This is a genomic window from Pseudomonas oryzicola, assembly GCF_014269185.2.
Taxonomy (GTDB): Bacteria; Pseudomonadota; Gammaproteobacteria; order Pseudomonadales; family Pseudomonadaceae; genus Aquipseudomonas; species Aquipseudomonas oryzicola.
Window position 1 is genome coordinate 599018 of sequence record NZ_JABWRZ020000002.1, and the last position, 20862, is coordinate 619879.

Here is a 20862-nt window from a genome sequence, read left to right on the forward strand (position 1 = left end):
CAGCCAGCCATGATGGTCTCCTGCACAAGGAGGTAACCATGAGCCGAGCATTCGTCAACGAAGACCAGGCTGCCGCCCAGGCCGACCAGCCCGTCGAGCGGCGGGTCAGCGAACAACCCAACTACGTGACCGCCAGTGGCCTGCGCCAGCTGCAAGACCGCGTGGCCGAGCTGAATGCCCTGCGCAACGAGCTGCTGGCACAAGGCGAGCGTGGCGACAAGCAGCGCCTGGCCGATACCGAGCGAGACCTGCGCTATTTCAGCGCGCGGGTGCAGAGCGCCCAGGTGGTGGCGGCGGCTACGTCGCAGAGCAAGGTGCAGATTGGTAGCCGGGTGCGATTTGTCGATGCCCAGAACCAGGAACACGTGGTGCGGCTGGTAGGCGAGGACGAAGCAGATGCCGGGCACGGGCTGATCAATTGGGGCTCGCCGCTGGGGCAGGCATTACTGGGGGCGGGACCTGGGGATGAGGTGGTCTGGCGGCGACCGGTAGGAGAGCAGGTGATCGAGATCCTCGAAGTCGAGGCTGAACCCTGAGGGGCCGCTGTGCGGCCCCAAAGGTCTCGAATCAGACCACGCCCTGCGCCAGCATCGCATCAGCCACTTTGACGAAGCCTGCGATATTCGCACCTTTGACGTAGTTGATGCTGCCATCCGCCTCTTCACCGTAATGCACGCAAGCATGGTGAATCGACTGCATGATGTTGTGCAGCTTGCTGTCCACCTCACCGGCGGTCCACAGCAAACGCATCGCATTCTGCGACATCTCCAGCCCCGACACGGCTACGCCGCCAGCGTTGGAGGCCTTGCCCGGGGCATACAGGATGCCGGCGTCGAGGAAGATATCCACAGCCGCCAGAGTGGTCGGCATGTTGGCGCCTTCCGCCACGCAGATGCAGCCATTGCGCAGCAGGGTGCGGGCGTCTTCGGCGTCCAGCTCGTTCTGTGTGGCGCACGGCAAGGCGATGTCGCACGGGAGGCTCCATGGGGTCTGGCCCTTGCGGAACTCCAGGCCGAACTGTGCTGCCAGTTCGCTGATGCGGCCACGCTTGACGTTCTTCAGCTGCATGACCGCATCCCACTGGGTGTCGGTCAGGCCGGCCTCGGCGTACAGCGTGCCTTCGGAATCGGACAGCGAGATGACCTTGCCACCCAGGTCCATGACCTTGCGCGCCGCATACTGGGCCACATTGCCCGAGCCGGAAATCGCCACGCGGCAACCGTCGATGCGCTTGTCCTGGCGCTTGAGCATTTCTTCGGCGAAGTACACGCAGCCGTAGCCAGTGGCTTCCGGGCGGATCAGGCTGCCGCCATAGGTCATGCCCTTGCCGGTCAGCACTGAAGTGAACTGGTTGGCCAGGCGCTTGTACTGGCCGAACATGAAGCCGATTTCGCGGGCGCCCACGCCAATGTCACCGGCCGGCACGTCCAGGTCGGCGCCGATGTGGCGGTACAGCTCGCTCATGAACGCCTGGCAGAAGCGCATCACTTCAGCGTCGCTCTTGCCTTTCGGGTCGAAGTCCGAGCCGCCTTTGCCGCCGCCCATGGGCAGCGAGGTGAGGGAGTTCTTGAACACCTGTTCGAAAGCCAGGAACTTGAGCACGCCGAGGTTGACCGACGGGTGGAAGCGCAGGCCGCCCTTGTACGGGCCGATGGCACTGCTCATCTGGATGCGGTAGCCGCGGTTGACCTGAACCTTGCCCTGGTCATCGACCCAGGACACGCGGAACAGCACGGCGCGCTCCGGCTCGACCATGCGCTCCAGAATGCCGGCCTGCAGGTAATGCGGGTTGGCTTCGAGGAACGGCCACAGGCTGCGCAGCACTTCTTCCACCGCTTGGTGGAATTCGGGCTGGGCCGGGTCGCGTTGCTTCAGGCGCGCGAGGAAATTGTCGACAGATTCGATCATGGTAGACATCTCACCGAGGATTGGACTTATTGGTTTTTTCCCGAATGTACCAAGAAGCAATCGCACCGGAACAGGGCGACATGTCGTTTATTTGAAATTATTTGGTGCGCTTTCTATAAGTGTATACAAAACCCGATGTCGGCGACGGCTTCTTCGCGGGCTCGCCCGCTCCCACAGGCTCATTACAGGCCTGAGGTTCCAAGGGCTGCTGTGGGAGCGGGCATGCCCGCGAAATGAAGCCAACTCCAATTTCCAGCCAGGCACAAAAATGGGGCCACGAACGGCCCCATTGTTGTGCAGCAGAATCCGGCTTACTGGGCCAGCTTCTTGTGCCGTACACGGTGCGGCTGGGCAGCGGCATCGCCCAGGCGCTTCTTGCGGTCGGCTTCGTACTCGGTGTAGTTACCTTCGAAGAACACCACGTTCGAGTCGTCTTCGTACGCCAGGATGTGGGTAGCCACACGGTCCAGGAACCAGCGGTCGTGGGAAATCACGATCGCGGCGCCCGGGAAGTCCAGCAGGGCTTCTTCCAGCGAACGCAGGGTTTCGACGTCGAGGTCGTTGGACGGCTCGTCGAGCAGCAGGACGTTACCGCCCTCCTTCAGGGTCAGGGCCAGGTGCAGACGGCCGCGCTCACCACCGGACAGGTCCTTGACGAACTTCTGCTGGTCGCCACCCTTGAAGTTGAAACGGCCCACATAGGTACGCGACGGGATCTCGTAGTTGCCGATGCGGATCACGTCGGAACCGTCGGAAATCTGCTGGAATACAGTCTTGCTGCCGTCCAGGTCTTCACGACTCTGGTCCACGCAGGCCAGCTGCACGGTTTCACCGATCTCGATGCTGCCCGAGTCCGGCTGCTCCTTGCCCATCAGCATGCGGAACAGGGTCGACTTACCGGCACCGTTACCACCGATCACACCGACGATGGCGCCTTTCGGCATGGAGAACGACAGGTTGTCGATCAGCACGCGGTCGCCGTAGCCCTTGGTGACGTTCTTGAACTCGATGACCTTGTCGCCCAGGCGCGGACCGGCCGGGATGTAGATCTCGTTGGTTTCGCTGCGCTTCTGGAATTCCTGAGACTGCATTTCCTCGAAGCGTTGCAGACGGGCCTTGGACTTGGACTGGCGGGCCTTGGCGCCTTTGCGCACCCACTCCAGTTCCTCTTTCATGGCCTTTTCATGAGCGCTCTGCTGCTTCGATTCCTGCGCCAGGCGCTCGGATTTGGCTTCCAGCCAGCCCGAGTAGTTGCCTTCGTACGGAATGCCGGCGCCGCGGTCCAGTTCCAGGATCCAGCCGGCGACGTTGTCGAGGAAGTAACGGTCGTGGGTAATCGCTACCACGGTACCCGGGAAGTCGTGCAGGAAACGCTCCAGCCAGGCCACCGAGTCGGCGTCCAGGTGGTTGGTCGGTTCGTCCAGCAGCAGCATGTCGGGAGCCGACAGCAGCAGGCGGCACAGGGCCACACGGCGCTTTTCACCACCGGACAGGTGCTCGATGCGCGCATCCCAGGCCGGCAGGCGCAGAGCGTCGGCGGCAACGTCCAGCTGGCGCTCCAGGTTGTGGCCGTCGGCTGCCTGCAGGATGGCTTCGAGCTTGGCCTGCTCGGCGGCCAGCTTGTCGAAGTCGGCATCGGGTTCGGCATAGGCCGCGTAGACCTCGTCCAGGCGGGCCTGGGCGTCCTTGATCACGCTGACCGCTTCCTCGACCACTTCACGCACCGACTTGTTCGGGTCCAGTTGCGGTTCCTGCGGCAGGTAGCCAACGTTGATGTCGGGCATCGGACGGGCTTCGCCGTCGAATTCCTTGTCGACGCCCGCCATGATCCGCAGCAGGGTCGATTTACCGGCGCCGTTCAGGCCGAGCACGCCAATCTTGGCGCCCGGGAAGAACGACAGGGAAATATTCTTGAGAATTTCCCGCTTCGGCGGCACGACCTTGCTCAGCCGATGCATGGTGTAGACGTATTGAGCCAAAACCAAGCCCTCTAATCAGATAGGTAAAGACATCGACGATCGCCCCGGCGCGCTGGCCAGGGGGATGTGTTTACGGGGTGTCATTGAACAAAGTCGACCATTCTACGCCAACGCGCAGCGTTGCACAGGAGGGGCCGATGGTGGGGTGATCCCCAGGGGAAAATGGTTGCCAGTACCGGCCGCTTCGCGGGCTCGCCCGCGAAAGGGCCGGCACAACAGCCGAAGATGGCTCAGACGTGACGTTGCTTGGCCTTGCCGCGTGGCAAGCGGCAACGGTCGCCCTGCTCGGCCAGGCGCGCGGCCCAGGCTGCCTTGACACTGAAGCCACCAGCACGGGCCGGTTGTTGCGCCACCTTGGCCGGCTGCGCAGCAGGCACGCTGACCACCCTGGTGGCCGGCTTGCTGGCCGCAACTACGGCAACTGCCGGCTCTGCTGCCGCCTTGGCGGTCTTGCGCAGTTCAGCCAGCGATGGGCTCTTGCCCCTGGCGGCAGTGGCCAGCTCGGGTTTGCTCAGCGAACGCTGGCAAGACTTGCAGGATACGTCCTCGGTCACAGCAGTGCTGACAAGGGTCTGACTGCTGCGCCCGCAGGCGGAATCGAGGCCATTGGAGGAAAAGTGAGTAACCAAAACCGAACATCTCCGATGCGTTGTCATGTAAAGCGGGCGCTATTCTCGCACAGGTTGCAGGGGCTTGCCGAACCACACGGCAGGCACCACCGGTCATCTTGGCTGGCACTTTGCCATAATCCTAGGCATGCTAGCCCGTTTCGGGTGTCCGGCCTTATAGTGCGCCACCGCGGTCTGGCAACCAGATACCGGCACATACCGTGCATCATCAACCCCTGCCATCGCCAGCCCAATCGCAGGATCAACGCTTGACCAATCTCTCTCATCCGCCGTCATTGCGTTCCGCGCCCCAGGCGCCCGCTGCCTCCCTGCGCGGGTCGATCAAGGGTGCGTTGGCGCTGCTGGCCCTGATCCTGCTGGGTTTGCTGCTGTGGCAGTTGTTCGCCCAGTTCAGCCATACCCAGGCCGACCTGCGCAAGAAAACCCTGGAAGGCACCTCCGAGCTGGCCGACCACCTGAGCCTGAACCTGGCATTCAAGGCCCAACAGGCCACGAATGTGGTGCAGCCCTACGCCAATGTACCGACGCCCACCGCCCTGCCCGCCGTGCTGGCCAGTTTGCGCAAGCATCTGCCGGACCTGCAGAGCCTGGCCTGGCTGGATGCCGCCGGGCAGCTGCAGGCCGACAGCCTTGCCGGCAGCCCCGACCGTCAGTTGATTGACGAATTGCTCAAGCTGAGCCAGGGCCACCCGTATTTCTTCACCAATTCGGCCGACAACAGCTCCGTCTACCTGTTGCTGCGTCAGGGTTCCGATGAACACAGCGGCTACTGGCTGTTGCGCCTGGCGCCGGCGTACTACCGGCCTCTCATCACTTACCTGGATGGCCCCGGTCGTCCGCTGTGGCTGCTGGAAAACAGCCGCAGCGGCGAGGTGCTGCAGCGCCATGCGCCAACCCCTGGCAGCAATGCGCCGCTGCAGAGCGTGATGCTGGCCTTCATCGATAACAGCACCTGGCAGCTGCGCGGCCTGTTCGACGCCAAGCTGGCGCGCCAGACACTGCTGCCCGCACTGCTGGGCAAATGCCTGCTGGTGCTGTTCTGCGCCATGCTGCCGGTTGTGGCGCTGATCAACATGCGCCGCCGGCACCGGGCGCTGCAGGAAGACCGCCGGCGCTACCAGGAAATCTTCGAAGGCACCGGCGTGGCCTTGTGCGTGCTCGACCTGTCCAGCCTGCCCGGCCAGCTCGACCGCTACCACTTGCGCAACCGCGCCGCGCTCAAGCACAGCCTGGCTCTCGACCCGAACCTGCGCCGCTCGCTGCTGCTGGAACTGAAGATCACCGAGATCAACCAGGTGGCACGCCAGTTGTTGAACATCGAGTGCCACCAAGGTGCCTGGCAGCGCCTGATCGACGGCACCGGCGATGGTCGCGACAGTGTGGGCATGCAATTGATCGATGCGTTGATCGAACAACGCGCGTTGCTGGAGCTCGAAGTGCGCCTGCCGGCACCCCTGGGTGGCGAGCTGCACCTGTGGCTGATGGCCCGCTTGCCGCAACAGCGCCGTGATTACCAGGCAGTGATCCTCAGCATCAGCGATATCACCAGCCGCAAGCAGGTGGAGCTGTCGTTGCTGGAGCGCGAAAGCTTCTGGTCGGACGTCGTGCGCACCGTGCCCGACCAGTTGTACGTGCAGGAAGTGCTCAGCCAGCGGATGATCTTCAGCAACCGCCATCTCGGCCAGACTCTGGGCTACGACCGTACCGAACTGGCGCAGATGGGCGACCGCTTCTGGGAGCTGCTGCTGCACCCCGAAGACGCCACGCACTACCAGGCACTGCGCCGCCAGCAGCGCGACAGCGGCCATGACCAGCCGCTGCACTGCCAACTGCGCTTCCGTCATCGCGATGGCGGCTGGCGCTGCTACGACATCCGCGAACAGGTGCTGACCCGTGACGCCGATGGCCTGGTCACGCGCATCATCGGCGTGGGCAAGGACGTGACAGTGCAGATCGAAGCCAGCCAGTCGCTACGCGACAGCGAACAGCGTTACCGCATGCTCGCCGAGAGCATCAGCGACGTGATCTTCTCCACCGACAGCCGGCTCCAGCTCAACTATGTCAGCCCCTCGGTGCAGAGCGTGCTGGGCTACCAGGCCGACTGGATCTTCACCAATGGCTGGCAGTCGATCATCGCCAACCCGGCGCAGCTGACCGGCATCTACAGCTTGATGGAGCGCGTCAGCAAGGCCATGGGCGACCCCGCGCTGCTGGCCCAGCTGCGCAGCCAGTTGCCAACCCAGCTGTTCCTGTTCGACTGCCTGCGCGCCGATGGCCGCAAGATCCCCATCGAACTGCGCCTGGTGCTGGTATGGGACGATGAGCAGCACTTCGAAGGCGTGCTCGGGGTGGGCCGCGACATCAGCCAGCAACGCCGCGCCGAAAAAGACCTGCGCATGGCTGCCACGGTATTCGAGCACTCGACATCGGCCATTCTCATCACCGACCCGGCCGGCTATATCGTCCAGGCCAACGAGGCGTTCAGCCGCGTCAGTGGTTACGCGGTGAGCGAGGTGCTCGACCAGTTGCCGGGCATGCTCACCGTCGACGAACAGCAGGAAGGCCACCTGCGCTATGTGGTCAAGCAGCTGCACCAGCGCGGCAGCTGGGAAGGTGAAGTGTGGCTCAAGCGCCGTGACGGTGACCACTACCCGGCCTGGGTCGGCATCACTGCGGTGCTGGACGACGAGGGCGACCTGGCCAGCTACGTGTGCTTCTTCACCGACATCAGCGAGCGCAAGGCCAGCGAGCAGCGCATTCACCGCCTGGCGTACTACGATGCCCTCACCCACCTGCCCAACCGCACGCTGTTCCAGGATCGCCTGTACAACGCCCTGCAGCAGGCCGAGCGGCAGAAGGCCTGGGTGGTGCTGATGTTCCTCGACCTGGACCGTTTCAAGCCGATCAACGACTCCCTCGGCCACGCCGCCGGCGATCGCATGCTCAAGGACATGGCCCAACGCCTGCTGGCCTGCGTGGACGACGACGATACCGTGGCGCGCATGGGCGGCGACGAGTTCACCCTGCTGCTGCAACCACGTGCCACCCGCGAGATAGCGCTCAACCGCGCGATTCACGTGGCCGAGAACATCCTCGCCAGCCTGGTGCGGCCGTTCGTGCTGGAGAACCGCGAGTTCTTCGTCACCGCCAGTATCGGCATCGCCCTCAGCCCGCAGGACGGCAGCGAACTGAGCCAACTGATGAAGAACGCCGACACCGCCATGTACCACGCCAAGGAGCGTGGCAAGAACAACTTCCAGTTCTACCAGGCCGAGATGAACGCCAGCGCCCTGGAGCGTCTGGAGCTGGAAAGCGACCTGCGCCATGCCATGGAGCAGAACGAGTTCATCCTCTACTACCAGCCGCAGTTCAGCGGCGACGGCAAGCGCCTGACCGGTGCCGAAGCCCTGCTGCGCTGGCGGCACCCGACCCGCGGCTTGGTGCCACCGGGCGACTTCATCCCGGTGATCGAGGAGCTCGGCCTGGTAGTCGACGTGGGCGACTGGGTGCTGCGCGAAGCCAGCCGCCAGCTCAAGGCCTGGCACAAGGCCAAAGTGCGCGTACCGAAGGTTTCGGTGAACATCTCGGCACGGCAGTTTTCCGACGGCCAATTGGGTACGCGCATCGCCAGGGTCCTGGAAGAAACCGGCCTGCCGCCAGCCTGCCTGGAGCTGGAACTGACCGAAAGCATCCTGATGCGTGAAGTGAACGAAGCGCTGCAGATTCTGGCCGGCCTGAAAAACCTTGGCCTGAGCATCGCGGTGGACGACTTCGGTACCGGCTACTCGTCGCTGAACTACCTCAAGCAGTTTCCCATCGACGTGCTGAAGATCGACCGCACCTTCGTCGACGGCCTGCCGGAAGGCGAGCAGGATGCACAGATTGCCCGGGCGATCATCGCCATGGCCCACAGCCTCAACCTGGCGGTGATCGCCGAAGGCGTCGAAACCCACGAGCAGCTGGAATTCCTCCGCGAGCACAGTTGCGACGAAGTGCAGGGCTACCTGTTCGGGCGGCCGATGCCGGCGCATCAGTTCGAGGCGCAGTTCGCCAACGAGACGTTGTTCATGTTCAATTGAGCCTGCGATTTCCTGGCATACGCGGGCACTTGCAGGAGCCCGTGCCGGGCCTGGGGCCGCGGCCTGAAAAACGGACCTGCGAGTCAACTCCGATCCCCGCCCAGCCCAGGCACGGCGCGGGATGCAACATGAAGCCCATTGGTCCGCGACTTGATGCCACTTCATATGCCAGCGGCGAATCAATCGGTTAGAATGCCCCCCCAATTCACCCCGATCCTTGAGGACCGCCATGTTCAGCCGTGATTTGACCATTGCCAAGTACGACGCCGAGCTCTTCGAAGCCATGCAGCAAGAAGCTCTGCGCCAGGAAGAGCATATCGAGCTGATCGCTTCGGAAAACTACACCAGCCCGGCAGTCATGGAAGCCCAGGGCTCGGTCCTGACCAACAAGTACGCCGAAGGCTACCCGGGCAAGCGCTACTACGGTGGTTGCGAGTACGTCGACGTCGTCGAGCAACTGGCCATCGACCGTGCCAAGGAGCTGTTCGGCGCCGACTACGCCAACGTTCAGCCGCACGCCGGCTCCCAGGCCAACGCCGCTGTCTACCTGGCCCTGCTGTCGGCCGGTGACACCATCCTGGGCATGAGCCTGGCCCACGGTGGCCACCTGACCCACGGTGCTTCGGTAAGCGCCTCGGGCAAGCTGTACAACGCCATCCAGTACGGCATCGATGCCAACGGCCTGATCGACTACGACGAAGTCGAGCGCCTGGCTGTCGAGCACAAGCCGAAGATGATCGTTGCCGGTTTCTCGGCCTACTCGCAGGTTCTGGACTTCGCCCGCTTCCGCGCCATCGCCGACAAGGTCGGTGCCTACCTGTTCGTCGACATGGCTCACGTTGCCGGCCTGGTTGCCGCTGGCGTGTACCCGAACCCGGTGCCGTTCGCCGACGTGGTCACCACCACCACCCACAAGACCCTGCGCGGCCCGCGCGGCGGCCTGATCCTCGCTCGCAAGAACGAAGAGATCGAGAAGAAGCTGAACTCCGCCGTGTTCCCGGGCGCCCAGGGTGGCCCGCTGGAGCACGTCATCGCGGCCAAGGCCATCTGCTTCAAGGAAGCCCTGCAGCCTGAGTTCAAGGCTTACCAGCAGCAGGTAGTGAAGAACGCCCAGGCCATGGCCAGCGTGTTCATCGAGCGTGGTTTCGACGTGGTTTCCGGCGGCACCCAGAACCACCTGTTCCTGCTGTCGCTGATCAAGCAGGAAATCTCCGGTAAGGATGCTGACGCCGCACTGGGCAAAGCCTTCATCACCGTCAACAAGAACTCGGTACCGAACGACCCACGTTCCCCGTTCGTCACCTCGGGCCTGCGCTTCGGCACCCCGGCCGTGACCACCCGTGGTTTCAAGGAAGCCGAGTGCCGCGAGCTGGCTGGCTGGATCTGCGACATCCTGGCTGACCTGAACAACGAAGCGGTAATCGACGCCGTACGTGAGAAGGTCAAGGCCATCTGCAAAAAGCTGCCGGTCTACGGCAACTGATTGGCCCCAGCCTGAGGTAGAGAAAGCCCGGCCTTGTGCCGGGCTTTTTCATACCTGGCGCCTGAGGGTGGTATCTCTTCCGAATGGGTTGGGTGAACCAGGCTGCATAACCTGCCGTTTCCTCTAATCAGCGAGCAGGAGACTGCACATGACGGCTCACGAATCCCTTTCCTTTACTGCCACGCTGCTGGTCAACGGCCATCCACTTACCGTGCTCAGCGACGCAGCAGAAGGCATTATCCAGGTGCCCCACCCCGACTCCAGCCTGGGCATGATGGATATTGCTCAGGCGCTTGGAGTATTGAGCGGTCCTGACGAAGCCTGGGACGCTGCTCGAGAAGCCGGGCACGTCGATTTCCACCTCAAAAGCGAGATATCTCCCACCCTTTTCTACTTCCGTCACAGCGATCAGGGCTACCACCTGTATGTGCGTAGTGGTGCGCATTACGGGCAAGCTGTGTTCAAGAGCAAATACGGCGTTGCCAACGTCGCTCCGGTAGAGGGCGCCGTCCCGACGCCCTGGCTGCTGCGCCTGGCTCATACAGGGCAAACCGTCACCCTTGCCAACCTGCCCAACGACTTCGCCATGCTCAACCTGGAATGCGCCACGAGCGCGCAAAGCCTGGCCACCAACCTGATCGGCGACGGTGAAGGCGGCTACCTCATCACTCGCAGGTCCGTGCCTGCCACATCTTTGCGCCTGAACATCGTCGAACGCGGAGTCGACTGGGCTCAAGGCTGATTTCAATCACTTTTCCAACAAGCCCAGCCACGACTGACCAGGCAGCACTGACCTTCCCTGTCACCTTTGAGGCCGCTCAAGCGCTGGACATTGACCTACGCAGCGGCCCGCAAACCGGGGAGGGAGTGTTGCCTGACCGACTCGACGCTCAACTGGCTCTGGAACCTGTGGGGCCGGTTGACCGACAACAGACCTGCTAAAAGTGCTGATAAGTAAAACTACCACCCGCTATCACGGTACTCTGTCCATCTTGAGCATGATCAGACACAGGCTGACCTTTGACCAGAGAACAACTCGAAACCCATCAGATCCCCATTTACTTCGCTGCGGTACTCGCCGCCGTCGCCTTCGGCCTGCTGGCCAGCGATACCGCACGCCCGTTGCAAGCTCTGGTCACGCCCGCCATCGCCGTGCTGATGTACGCGATGTTCCTGCAAATCCCCTTCCTCGACCTGCGCCAAGGCCTGGGTAACCGCCGCTTCATGGCGGCCTTGCTGCTGGCCAACTTCATTCTTGTGCCATTGCTGGTCTGGGCCATCACCCGTGGGCTGATCGACCAGCCGGCACTCCTCGTCGGTGCGCTGCTGGTGCTGCTCACCCCGTGCATCGACTACGTGGTGGTGTTTACCCACATTGGCAAGGGCGATGCGCGCCTGACCCTGGCCGCCACACCTGTGCTGCTGCTGGCGCAACTGGCGCTGCTGCCGTTGTATCTGGCGCTGATGCTGGGCGACAACGTGCGCCTCGCCATCACTCCGTTCGTGGAAGCGTTCGTGCTGTTGATCGTGCTGCCGATGGCCCTGGCCGTAGTGACCAGCGCTGGCGCCCGTCGCTCACGTGTAGTCGCCGCCTGGAACCACGCCTGGGCATGGCTGCCGGTACCGGCGATGGCTTTGGTATTGCTGGTGGTGATCGCCTCGCAGATCGCCGTGGTGCAGGGTGACTTCAAGCATTTACTGCCGGTGGTTCCGGTATACCTGGGCTTCATGCTTGCGGCACCGTTGCTCGGCATGTTCGCGGCGCGCCTGTTGTGCCTGTCGGCCACCGAAGCACGCTCGGTGACCTTCAGCGCCGCCACGCGCAACTCGCTGGTGGTGCTGCCGCTGGCGCTGGCGTTGCCCGAAGAGGTGCGCGGGTTGGCGGCGGCCGCCGTGATTACCCAGACATTGGTCGAGCTGGTAAGCGAGCTCGTCTATGTACGGCTGGTACCACGGCTGGTGCGCTGACCCGCAGACATACGCCACTGGGGGTCACGGGCGCTCGCTACACACGGCAAACACCTGCACCTCGACCAGGTAGCGCTCCCCCAGGTCGGCGCCGACGCAGGCCCGTGCCGGTTTTGCACAACCCTGCAACCAGGCGTCATACACCTCGTTCACCAGGTCGAAGTGGCGGTAGTCGGCGATCCATAGCTGAACCCGGGTCAACTGGTCCTTGGTCACCCTGGCCTCAGCCATCAGCCTGTCGATCGTATTCAGTGCCTGGCGCAACTGCCCCTGCACGTCCAGCTGCAGGTCGTCGGCGACCACGCCAGCGGTTTCGAACAGGCCCCTGTAGCTGACCGCCAACGACATCCGCTGGCCGACCCCATATCGCTCGATCATAAGCTTCCCCTCTCAGCCCATCTGGTTGATGCACACGACCTTGGGCTGGGTCATGTCCTCATAGGCGAACCGCACCCCCTCGCGGCCCAGGCTCCCATACTTGGAACCGCCGAATGGCATGGCGTCGAAGCGGTAGTCGGACGAGTCGTTGATCATCACGCCGCCTGCCTCGATGCGCTTCGCCAGGCTCAGCGCCAAGGACAAGTCGCGGGTGAACACCCCGGCATGCAAGCTGTACTCAGGGGCATTGGCCAGGGCGACGGCCTGTTCGATGTCCTCGAAGGGCGCCAGCATTACCACCGGGGCGAACACCTCTTCACGCCACAGCCGGCTGCTGTGATCGACACCTTCCAGCACCGTCGGCGCATAATTGGCGCCCTGGCGCTTGTGGCCACAGAGCAGGCGGGCGCCGCCCTGCAGGGCCTGGTTGACACGTTCTTCGATGTGCCGTGCAGCGGCTTCGCTGATCATCGGCCCCATGTCGGTTTCGCGCAGGCCCGGGTCACCCAGCACCATGGCCTGGGTCAGGGCGACGAAGCGCTGGCGAAACGCTTCGTAGATCGAGGCGTCGACCAGGATGCGCTGGGTGCCGATGCAGTTCTGCCCGGCGGCCCAGAACGCGCCCGATACGCACGACTCGACAGTGGCTTCGAGGTCGCAATCCTTGAGCACCAGCACCGGGGCGTTGCCGCCCAGGTCCATGGCGAGCTTTTTCAGGCCCGCGCCCTTGGCAATCTGCTCGCCCGTGGCGAAGCCGCCGGTAAAGGAAACCATGCGCACATCACGCACAGCCACCAGCGCCTTGCCCAGCTCGGCGCCGCCGGTGGCAACGCTGACAACGGCTTCCGGCAGCCCTGCATCGGTGAGGTACTGCACCAGCTTGAGCGCCGATAACGGGGCCAGCTCGGAAGGCTTGAGGATAACGGCATTGCCGCCGGCGATGGCCGGGCCCAGCTTGTGCGCCACCAGGTTCAGCGGGTCGTTGTACGGGGTGATGGCCAGGATCAGCCCCAGCGGCTCGCGGGTGAACCAGCCCTGGCGCGACTCGGAGCCTTCATAGGCATCGAACGGCACCACTTCTCCGGCGTTGCGCCGCGCTTCCTCGGCTGACAGCTTGAGCGTGTTGATGCAGCGTTTTACCTCCTTTTCGGCCTGGCGCAGGGTCTTGCCCGCTTCATCGACAATCAGCCCGGCAAAATCGGCAGCATCGCGTTCGATGAGGCGGGCGGCCTGCTCAAGGATGCTGGCGCGACGGTGCCGGGGCAGCGCGGCACTTTCGCGTACACCCTGGCGAGCACGCGTCAGCAGGCCCGGCACCGCGTCGGCAGTGAGGTTGGCGACGCTGCCGACCAGGCTGCCGTCGTAGGGGCTATACACATCGATCAAGGCGGGTTGCTGGAACGCTACCCGGGACAGGGAAGTCAGGCTCATGAACGTAGCTCCTCAGGCCGAACGGCCAGCGGTGTGGATGGCGACGATATCCGACAACAGGGCAAAGGCCGTTTCGACACGCCCCGCACCCGGGCCGGACACGGTCACGGCGCCCAGCAACTCGGTGTCGAACGCCACCGCATTGGTCGCGCCGCTGATGCCGGCCAGGGGGTGGTTGCCAGGCAACAGGCGCGCTTCGACGCTGGCACGCACCGAGCCATCGGCTTCCCGGCTGGCGCTGCCGATCAGCTTCCAGCGTTGGCCGGCCGCTTGCGCTTGCTGGATAGCCGCGCTGTCGAGGCGGCTGATGCCGCTGCAAGCGACATCATTCACCTGCAGGCAGGCACCGAGCAGTTCGTTGGCAAGGATGACCACTTTCAGGCGCACGTCATGCCCTTCGACATCGGCCGTCGGGTCTGCCTCGGCGTAGCCAAGCGCCTGGGCCTGCGCCACCGCATCGGCAAAGCCAAGCCCCTCTTCCATGCGCGTCAGTACATAGTTCGAAGTACCGTTGAGAATGCCCTCGAAGCCGACCAGGCCTGCGCCAGCCAACGTCTGACGAGCCATGCGCAGCACGGGAGTACCGCTCATCACCGCGCCTTCGTATTCGAACGACACGCCGTTGGCCTTGGCCAGGGCTTTCAGCGCCTGGGCATGCAAGGCGACTGGCCCCTTGTTGGTGGTGACCACGTGCTTGCCCGCTTCCAGTGCCCAGCGGCAGAAGGTCGCCGCCGGCTCGCCATCCTTGGGGTTGGTGAAGGTAGCTTCGGCGATGATGTCGGCGCCGGACTGCTTGATCACCGCTTCGTTGAATGCCTCTGCCGAACCCTGAGGGAACTGCGCCAGGGCGCCCTTTTCAGCAGGCAAGGCCGCCAGCTTGGCGGCATCCAGGCCATCGCGGTCGATCACCGAGCCGAGGAACAGGTCGGTGACACCGACGATCTTCAGGGCAAAGCCCAGTTCTTGCTGCCAGCGCGCGTTGCGCTCGGCGATCAGTTGGGCCAGGGCACGGTTCACGCCGCCAAAGCCAACGAGTGCGATCTTGTATTCGGTCATGTTTGCTGTCCTTTCCAGGCGATGGGTCGATGAGGACAAGCCTATGAGCCGGGCAGTGCCAGTTGAATATGGCAATCCGCTGTATTTATTGGCCAATCTGGCCAGTGCCCAAACCACATCCGAGCGCCCCAGGAATGCACAACGCCGCCAGGGCGCAAGCCCAGGCGGCGTTGTTGTATCGAGGGTTGTCGAGGGCAAAGACGCGGTTCAGATCACCGTGGCCAGGACGAACGACGTCACCGTGTTCTCGACCCCGGGCATGGCAGCAATTTCCTTCCATACATGATGCACCCGCTCCGGGCTGGAGGCCTCGACGCGCAGCTGCAGGTCGAATTCGCCGCTGAGCACCTCGCACTGGATCACCTCGGGGATCTGGCGCAGGGCATCGAGCACCGCTTCACCGCGCATGCGGTCGTAGCGGTAGACGAAGATCACCGCGTTGATCAACGAGGTCGGCCGTCGTCCTTCGCCAATGCGCAAGGTGTAGCCCTGGATGGCCCCGTCACGCTCCAGGCGCTCGATGCGCTGGCGAACCGCGTTGCGCGACAGGTTCACTTTCAGCCCCAGCTCGGCATGGGCAATGCGCGCATTGGCGGTGAGTTCGGCGAGAATGCGCTCGTCGAGGGGGTCGAGAATGCGCTTCATCGTCTTGCCTGCAACTGGGCCAGCAGTTCATGAACCCCCGCCAGGTCCTCGGGCGCGAGCAGCGGCCCGCTGCCTGCAGCGCCAGCGCCGCTGGCTGGCACCTCGCCGTGCCAGGCCCCAAGTTCCGCTAGCAGCGCGGCGGACTTTTCCGGGGCAAACTGCCCCAGCGTGACGATCGGCGCGCCAATGTTGCGCCGGTGCAGGCGCCCGGCGAATGCCCCGGTTGCCGCATGCGGGTCTACCGCAGTGCCGGTTTCCTGGAACAGCGTGACGATTTCCTCGCGGATCAGCGCGTCGTCCACGGCGTACGAGTCGAACAGCATGCGCGCGTGCAGCCACTGGCGGTTGCCGATGCTCAGCTCACCGCAATCCTCGAAGTGCTCCATCAGCGCCCTGGTCGCCCCGCCGTCGCGGTCGTATAGCTCCCAGACGAAGCGCTCCAGGTTGGAGAACAGCGAGAAGTCCATGACCGGCGACAAGGTCTGGCTGGTTGAGCCACGGCTGTAGCGGTTGCAATGGATGAACCGGTGCAAGGCATCGTTGCGGTTGGTGGAGACAATGATCTGGTTGATCGGCAGGCCCATCTTCTGGGCGATGAAGCCCGCGTAGATCTCGGCAAAACTGGCGGTGGGAATGCTGAAACCGACCGGCCGGATTCCCCCGCCCAACTGCAGCGCCGCGTGGAAATAGAACACGATCTGCGCCAGCACGCCGACCCAGTTGGTCGAATTGAAGCTGACCGGAATCAGCTCGGGGCACGGCCATGCGCGCAGCAGCGCCGAAACCAGCGACTGGCAGTCATCGAAGCTGCCGGCCACGGCCACGCAACTGACGCTTTCGCCCGCGGCACTGCGCATCACCGCGGCCCGATCGGGCGGCGTACCGGCGTTGGGGTACAGCGCCAGCAGGCGTGCCGTCGGGCAATGACGCAAGGCGTCGATGGCCGCCACCGCGGTATCGCCGTTGCTGGCACCGACTAGCATCACCCGCTCGCAATCGGCGCCGAGGAAATGACGGATGAGCCGCGCCTGCAACTGCGCGGCAAAGTCCTTGGAGGAGCGGGTCGGCCCGTGAAACAGCTGCAGGATCCATTCGTTATGGCCAATCTGCTGCAACGGCGCGATGCCACGGTGCCTGAACCCGCGATAGCTGTCGCTGACCAGCGCCCTGAGGGTCGGCTCATCGAGGGTATCGCCGACAAACGGTGCCATCACCCGCCAGGCCAGTTCATCGAACGGCAGCCAGGACCAGCTGGCGATTTCCTGCTGGCTGAATATCGGCACCGCAGTCGGCACGTACAGCCCGCCATCGGCGGCCAGCCCGGAAAGCAGCGCCGTGCGGAAATCAACTCGTATCTCGTTGCCGCGCGTGGATGTGTACTGCATCGGTGCTCCAGGTTTGTATTGAATTAACGGTGAGCCATCGCCACCAGCCAGTGGCTGAAGGCCTGGGCATCGCTGGACAACGCCTCACCCAGGCCGCGCACCAGGTAGAACGACTCGCTGGCCTCGATACGCTGGGTAAAAGGCGCTACCAGCCGCCCTTCCTGCAACAAGTCTTCGACCAGCGAGGAACGCGCCAGCGCCACCCCAAGCCCCAACTCCGCCATACGCAAGGTTGACACCAACGTGTCGAACTGCAGGCCGCTGGAGGAATCGACCTGATCGGCGCCAACCCGCTCCAGCCAGTAGCCCCAGCCCTCCTCGTAACCCAGCACATGCAACAACGGCACATGGGCCAGGTCGCGCGGCTCGCGCAACGGGGAGCCTGCGATCAGCGCAGGCGAGCAGACCGGCACCAGCAGGTCGCGGGTCAGGCGCTGTGCCTCCACACCAGTCCACTGGCCGCTGCCCCAGCGGATTTCCAGGTCGTCTTCGGCATCCAGCTCCTTGACCCACAGGTTGCTGATGTAACGGATATCCACCTGCGGGTGGGCACGGCGGAAATCGGCCAGCCGCGGGGCCAGCCAGAAGTGCAGGAACGACAGGCTGCCGCGCACCTTCAGGGGCCGCCGCTGGCGTTGCCCGAAGATTTCATTGGTGCCCACCGCCAGGCGGCTGATCGCGTCCTGCACCACCGGCAAGTAGGACTGCCCTTCTTCGGTCAAACCCAGCCCCCGGGGCAGACGCTTGAACAACGCCACCCCCAGCTGGCCTTCCAGATGCCGTATCTGCTGGCTCACGGCGCCCTGGGTGAGGTGCAGCTCTTCTGCGGCATGGGTGAAGTTCAGGTAACGCGCCGACACTTCGAAGGCTCTCAGCCAGTTCAAGGGGGGCAGGGTTTTCTGGGTCATCGGCGGTTTCTCGTGGCAACGTTCCGGTGGCCTAGTATCACTCTGCTCAGGCAGCCTCGGAACCTGGCGTCACGGCCTGCAGCGGCAGCGAACGCTGCGCGCGGTACTTGCAGGTCAGCCAGTACGCCAGGTAACACCAGGCGATGAACGGCAAGCCAAAGTACAGGGCCACGCGCTGGGCCGGGTCGAAGGCGATGCCGACGCAGGCCAGTACGCAGCAGAAGATCGCCGCCAGTGGCACGAACGGGTAGCCGCGCACGCGGAACTTCAGGTCTTCGAGCTTGCCGCCATTGGCCAGGTAATGACGACGGAAGGCCATCTGGCTGGCTGCGATGCTGATCCACACCACCACCACTGCCAGCCCGGAAATGGACACCAGCGCCAGGTAGATGGTGTCGGGCGCGAACACACTGCTGAGCAGCGAAGCCATGCCACCGGCCATGCTCAGGACGATGGCATTGAACGGCGTGCCGCGGCGGGACAGCGCGGCATAGCGGCGTGGCATGTTGCCTTGGTCGCTGAGGGTCCAGAGCATGCGTGCAGCGGCATAGAGCCCGGAGTTGGCTGCAGACAGCAGTGCAGTGATGATGACGAAGTTCATGATGTCCGCCGCGTAGGGGATGCCGATCATTTCAAAGGCCATCACGAACGGGCTTTCCACCACGCCGGCCTGCTCACGCGGCAACAAGGTGGCGAGGACGAAAATGGTGCCGACGAAGAACAGCGCCAGGCGCAGCACCGTGGTGCGGATGGCCTTGGGTACGTTCTTTTCCGGGTCGCGGGTTTCGCCGGCGGCAATGCCGATCAGCTCGGTGCCCGAGAAGGCGAAGGCCACCGCCAGCAGGGTCATGGCAATCGACCAGAAGCCGGTGGGGAACAGCCCTTCGCGGGTGAAGTTGCCCAGCCCGACACTGTGGGCCTGAGTGATTTCGAAGACGCCGAGGATCGCTCCACCACCTGCCACCAGGAAGGCAACCACGGCCAGCACCTTGATCAATGACAACCAGAATTCGGTTTCGGCAAACGAGCGCACCGAAATGATATTGCTGATGAACACCGCCAGGCCGAACAGGGCACTCCATAGCCACACAGGCGTTTCGGGGAACCAGCGCACCATGAGGATACCGGCGGCGGTGAATTCCGAGCCGATGGCCACGGTCCAGGTCAGCCAGTACATCCAGGCCACCATGTAGCCTGTACCCGGCCCGATGTAGCGCGTGGCATAACTGCTGAACGAGCCGACCTCGGGCATGTGCACCGCCAGTTCGCCCAGGCACATCATCACCAGGTAGACCATGATCGCGCCGAGGATATAGGCGATGACCGCACCCAGGGGCCCCGCCTGGTTGACCGTGTAGCCCGAGGTCAGGAACAGGCCGGTACCGATGACACCGCCCAGCGCCAGCATGACGATATGGCGGGTTTGCATATCCTGCTTGAAGCCATGCGCAGAAGCATTTCTCGTTGTAGTTGTCTGCAGGGACATTGTGGTTTTCTCATGAAAGTTGGCGGGCAAGGACGTTGCAACGACCTCGTCTTGGCAGAGCGAAGCGAATTGCCTTGCATATTGTTTTTGTTCGACTTCATGAACTGGCACCCACCGCAAGGAACGGGTGCCACGCGCCTGCCTCAGGCCTGTACTTCGGCCAGGCCGGCGTACGCGTCACCGTGCAATTCCTTTGCTGCGGCCAACTCCTGGCGCACCGATGCACAAGCCTGTGCCAGGTCTGCCAGCAGGTCCTCGGTGTCTTCGATGCCCACCGAAATACGCACCAGCCCTTCGGAGATGCCCAGGGCCAAGCGTTCTTCGAGGGTGTTTTCCACATGGCTGGTGGTGCGCGCCGGGCCATAGATGGTTTCCACCGCGCCCAGGTTGCCTGCCCGATGGGCATACTTCAGGCGCGGCAGCAGCCGCGCCACGGTGGGCATGCCGCCCTTGAGCACGAAGCTGACAATGGCTCCGAAGCCGCGCATCTGGGCCTTGGCAATCGCATGGCCCGGGTGCTCGGGCAACCCCGGGTAATTGACCGCTTCGACCAGCGGTTCGCTGCTCAGGTACTGGGCCAGGGCCTGGGCACTGGCCTGTTGCTGCCGCAGGCGCAAAGCCAGGGTCTTGATACCGCGGATGATCAGGTAGGCGGAAAACGGGTCCAGCGCCGCACCGTTGATCTCACGGTAGTGACGTACCTGCGCCATCAGTGGCTCGGCACCGCAAACCACCCCGCCCAGCACGTCACCGTGCCCGGAGAGGAATTTGGTGGCGCTGTGCACCACCACATCCACGCCCAGGGCCAGCGGGTTCTGGTTCAGCGGGGTGGCGAAGGTGTTGTCGGCCACCACCACCGCACCTACCTGCCGGGCGGCCGCACACAGGCGCTGGATGTCCAGTACCTTCAAGGTCGGGTTGGTAGGGGTTTCCAGGTACAGCAGGTCGCAGCCCGCGGCGATTTCGCGCTCCAGCACCTCGGTATCGAGGGTATCGCACAGGCACACCTGCACGCCCATGCGCGGCAGGAACTCTTCGAAGATCTTGTTGGTGCCACCGTAGCTGTCGCGGGTCGACACCACGCGCTTGCCGGTGCAGAGGAAGGTATGCAGCACCGCGCTGATGGCCGCCATGCCACTGCTGAACGCCACTGCCGACTCGGCCTGCTCCAGCTCGCACAGCTTGGCTTCCAGGGTGGCGACCGTCGGGTTGCTCATGCGGCTGTAGATGTAGCCCGGCAGCTTGCCCAGGGCCACGTCGTACCAGGCGTCGATATCGTTGTAGCCGTAGGCGGCGCTGACCACGATCGGGGTCTGGGTGGCGTTGTACGGGTGCTGCACTTGCTCCCCGCCCCACACCACGCGCGTACCGACACCGGCCGCTGCACTGCCCTCGAATTTTTCGTTGTTGTTCATATCCGGTTTTCCGCACGGCTGAGTTGTGTATGCCGATCGAGCATCGGCTTTCAGCGGACTATAGGGACATGGCGGGAGACTGAAAAACGATGGAATCCGGGTCTGACTGGCG

General features: G+C 63.8%; 15 protein-coding genes and 1 pseudogene. 5 read left to right on the plus strand and 11 right to left on the minus strand.

Going from position 1 to position 20862, the window contains the following annotated elements; translation table 11 throughout:
• Positions 1-38 precede the first annotated feature (38 nt).
• The gene (locus HU760_RS20930) at positions 39-536 is read left to right on the plus strand and encodes a GreA/GreB family elongation factor (protein ID WP_186673872.1); all 498 of its coding nucleotides are present in this window, start codon (positions 39-41) and stop codon (positions 534-536) included.
• A gap of 31 nt (positions 537-567) precedes the next feature.
• Here the strand turns inward: HU760_RS20930 and gdhA are convergent, their stop codons facing one another.
• The 3 genes from gdhA to HU760_RS20945 all read right to left on the minus strand — a co-directional run bounded on the left by gdhA (position 568) and on the right by HU760_RS20945 (position 4516).
• Positions 568-1908: an NADP-specific glutamate dehydrogenase gene (gdhA, locus tag HU760_RS20935; protein WP_186673874.1), complete on the minus strand. Its 1341-nt coding sequence runs from the start codon at positions 1906-1908 to the stop codon at positions 568-570.
• Between the two features lie 311 nt (positions 1909-2219).
• Complete coding sequence (gene ettA, locus HU760_RS20940) at positions 2220-3887, minus strand: energy-dependent translational throttle protein EttA (RefSeq protein WP_186673876.1); 1668 nt, start codon at positions 3885-3887, stop codon at positions 2220-2222.
• Positions 3888-4117: 230 nt separating this feature from the next.
• The gene (locus HU760_RS20945; protein WP_186673878.1) at positions 4118-4516 is read right to left on the minus strand and encodes a hypothetical protein; all 399 of its coding nucleotides are present in this window, start codon (positions 4514-4516) and stop codon (positions 4118-4120) included.
• Positions 4517-5610: 1094 nt separating this feature from the next.
• Here HU760_RS20945 and HU760_RS20950 point away from each other — a divergent pair.
• The 4 genes and pseudogenes from HU760_RS20950 to HU760_RS20965 form a co-directional block, all read left to right on the plus strand.
• A pseudogene (locus HU760_RS20950) lies at positions 5611-8595 on the plus strand (bifunctional diguanylate cyclase/phosphodiesterase); the annotation flags it as partial.
• 229 nt (positions 8596-8824) lie between these two features.
• Complete coding sequence (gene glyA / locus HU760_RS20955; RefSeq protein WP_186673888.1) at positions 8825-10078, plus strand: serine hydroxymethyltransferase; 1254 nt, start codon at positions 8825-8827, stop codon at positions 10076-10078.
• 148 nt (positions 10079-10226) lie between these two features.
• On the plus strand, positions 10227-10820 hold the full coding sequence (locus tag HU760_RS20960; protein WP_186673890.1) for a hypothetical protein: 594 nt from the start codon (positions 10227-10229) through the stop codon (positions 10818-10820).
• Between the two features lie 278 nt (positions 10821-11098).
• Entirely contained in the window at positions 11099-12046 is a 948-nt protein-coding gene (locus HU760_RS20965; protein WP_186673892.1) for an arsenic resistance protein, read from the plus strand.
• Positions 12047-12070: 24 nt separating this feature from the next.
• Here HU760_RS20965 and HU760_RS20970 read toward each other — a convergent pair whose 3' ends face one another.
• From HU760_RS20970 to HU760_RS21005, 8 genes are all read right to left on the minus strand, one after another.
• The gene (locus tag HU760_RS20970) at positions 12071-12394 is read right to left on the minus strand and encodes a RidA family protein (protein ID WP_186674049.1); all 324 of its coding nucleotides are present in this window, start codon (positions 12392-12394) and stop codon (positions 12071-12073) included.
• A 42-nt stretch (positions 12395-12436) separates the two neighbouring features.
• The gene (locus HU760_RS20975; RefSeq protein ID WP_186673894.1) at positions 12437-13855 is read right to left on the minus strand and encodes an aldehyde dehydrogenase family protein; all 1419 of its coding nucleotides are present in this window, start codon (positions 13853-13855) and stop codon (positions 12437-12439) included.
• A gap of 12 nt (positions 13856-13867) precedes the next feature.
• A complete protein-coding gene (locus HU760_RS20980) occupies positions 13868-14911 on the minus strand; it encodes a homoserine dehydrogenase (RefSeq protein WP_186673896.1) in 1044 nt (347 codons plus the stop codon).
• Positions 14912-15118: 207 nt separating this feature from the next.
• A complete protein-coding gene (locus tag HU760_RS20985; protein ID WP_186673898.1) occupies positions 15119-15556 on the minus strand; it encodes an Lrp/AsnC family transcriptional regulator in 438 nt (145 codons plus the stop codon).
• Entirely contained in the window at positions 15553-16941 is a 1389-nt protein-coding gene (locus tag HU760_RS20990) for a threonine synthase (protein WP_186673900.1), read from the minus strand. The genes HU760_RS20985 and HU760_RS20990 overlap by 4 nt, the downstream gene beginning before the upstream one ends.
• Positions 16942-16964: 23 nt before the next feature.
• A complete protein-coding gene (locus tag HU760_RS20995; protein WP_186673902.1) occupies positions 16965-17849 on the minus strand; it encodes a LysR substrate-binding domain-containing protein in 885 nt (294 codons plus the stop codon).
• A 46-nt stretch (positions 17850-17895) separates the two neighbouring features.
• Entirely contained in the window at positions 17896-19335 is a 1440-nt protein-coding gene (locus tag HU760_RS21000) for an amino acid permease (protein WP_186673909.1), read from the minus strand.
• 143 nt (positions 19336-19478) lie between these two features.
• Positions 19479-20750, minus strand: a complete 1272-nt coding sequence (locus tag HU760_RS21005; RefSeq protein ID WP_186673911.1) for a cystathionine gamma-synthase family protein — start codon at positions 20748-20750, stop codon at positions 19479-19481.
• Positions 20751-20862: the final 112 nt, after the last annotated feature.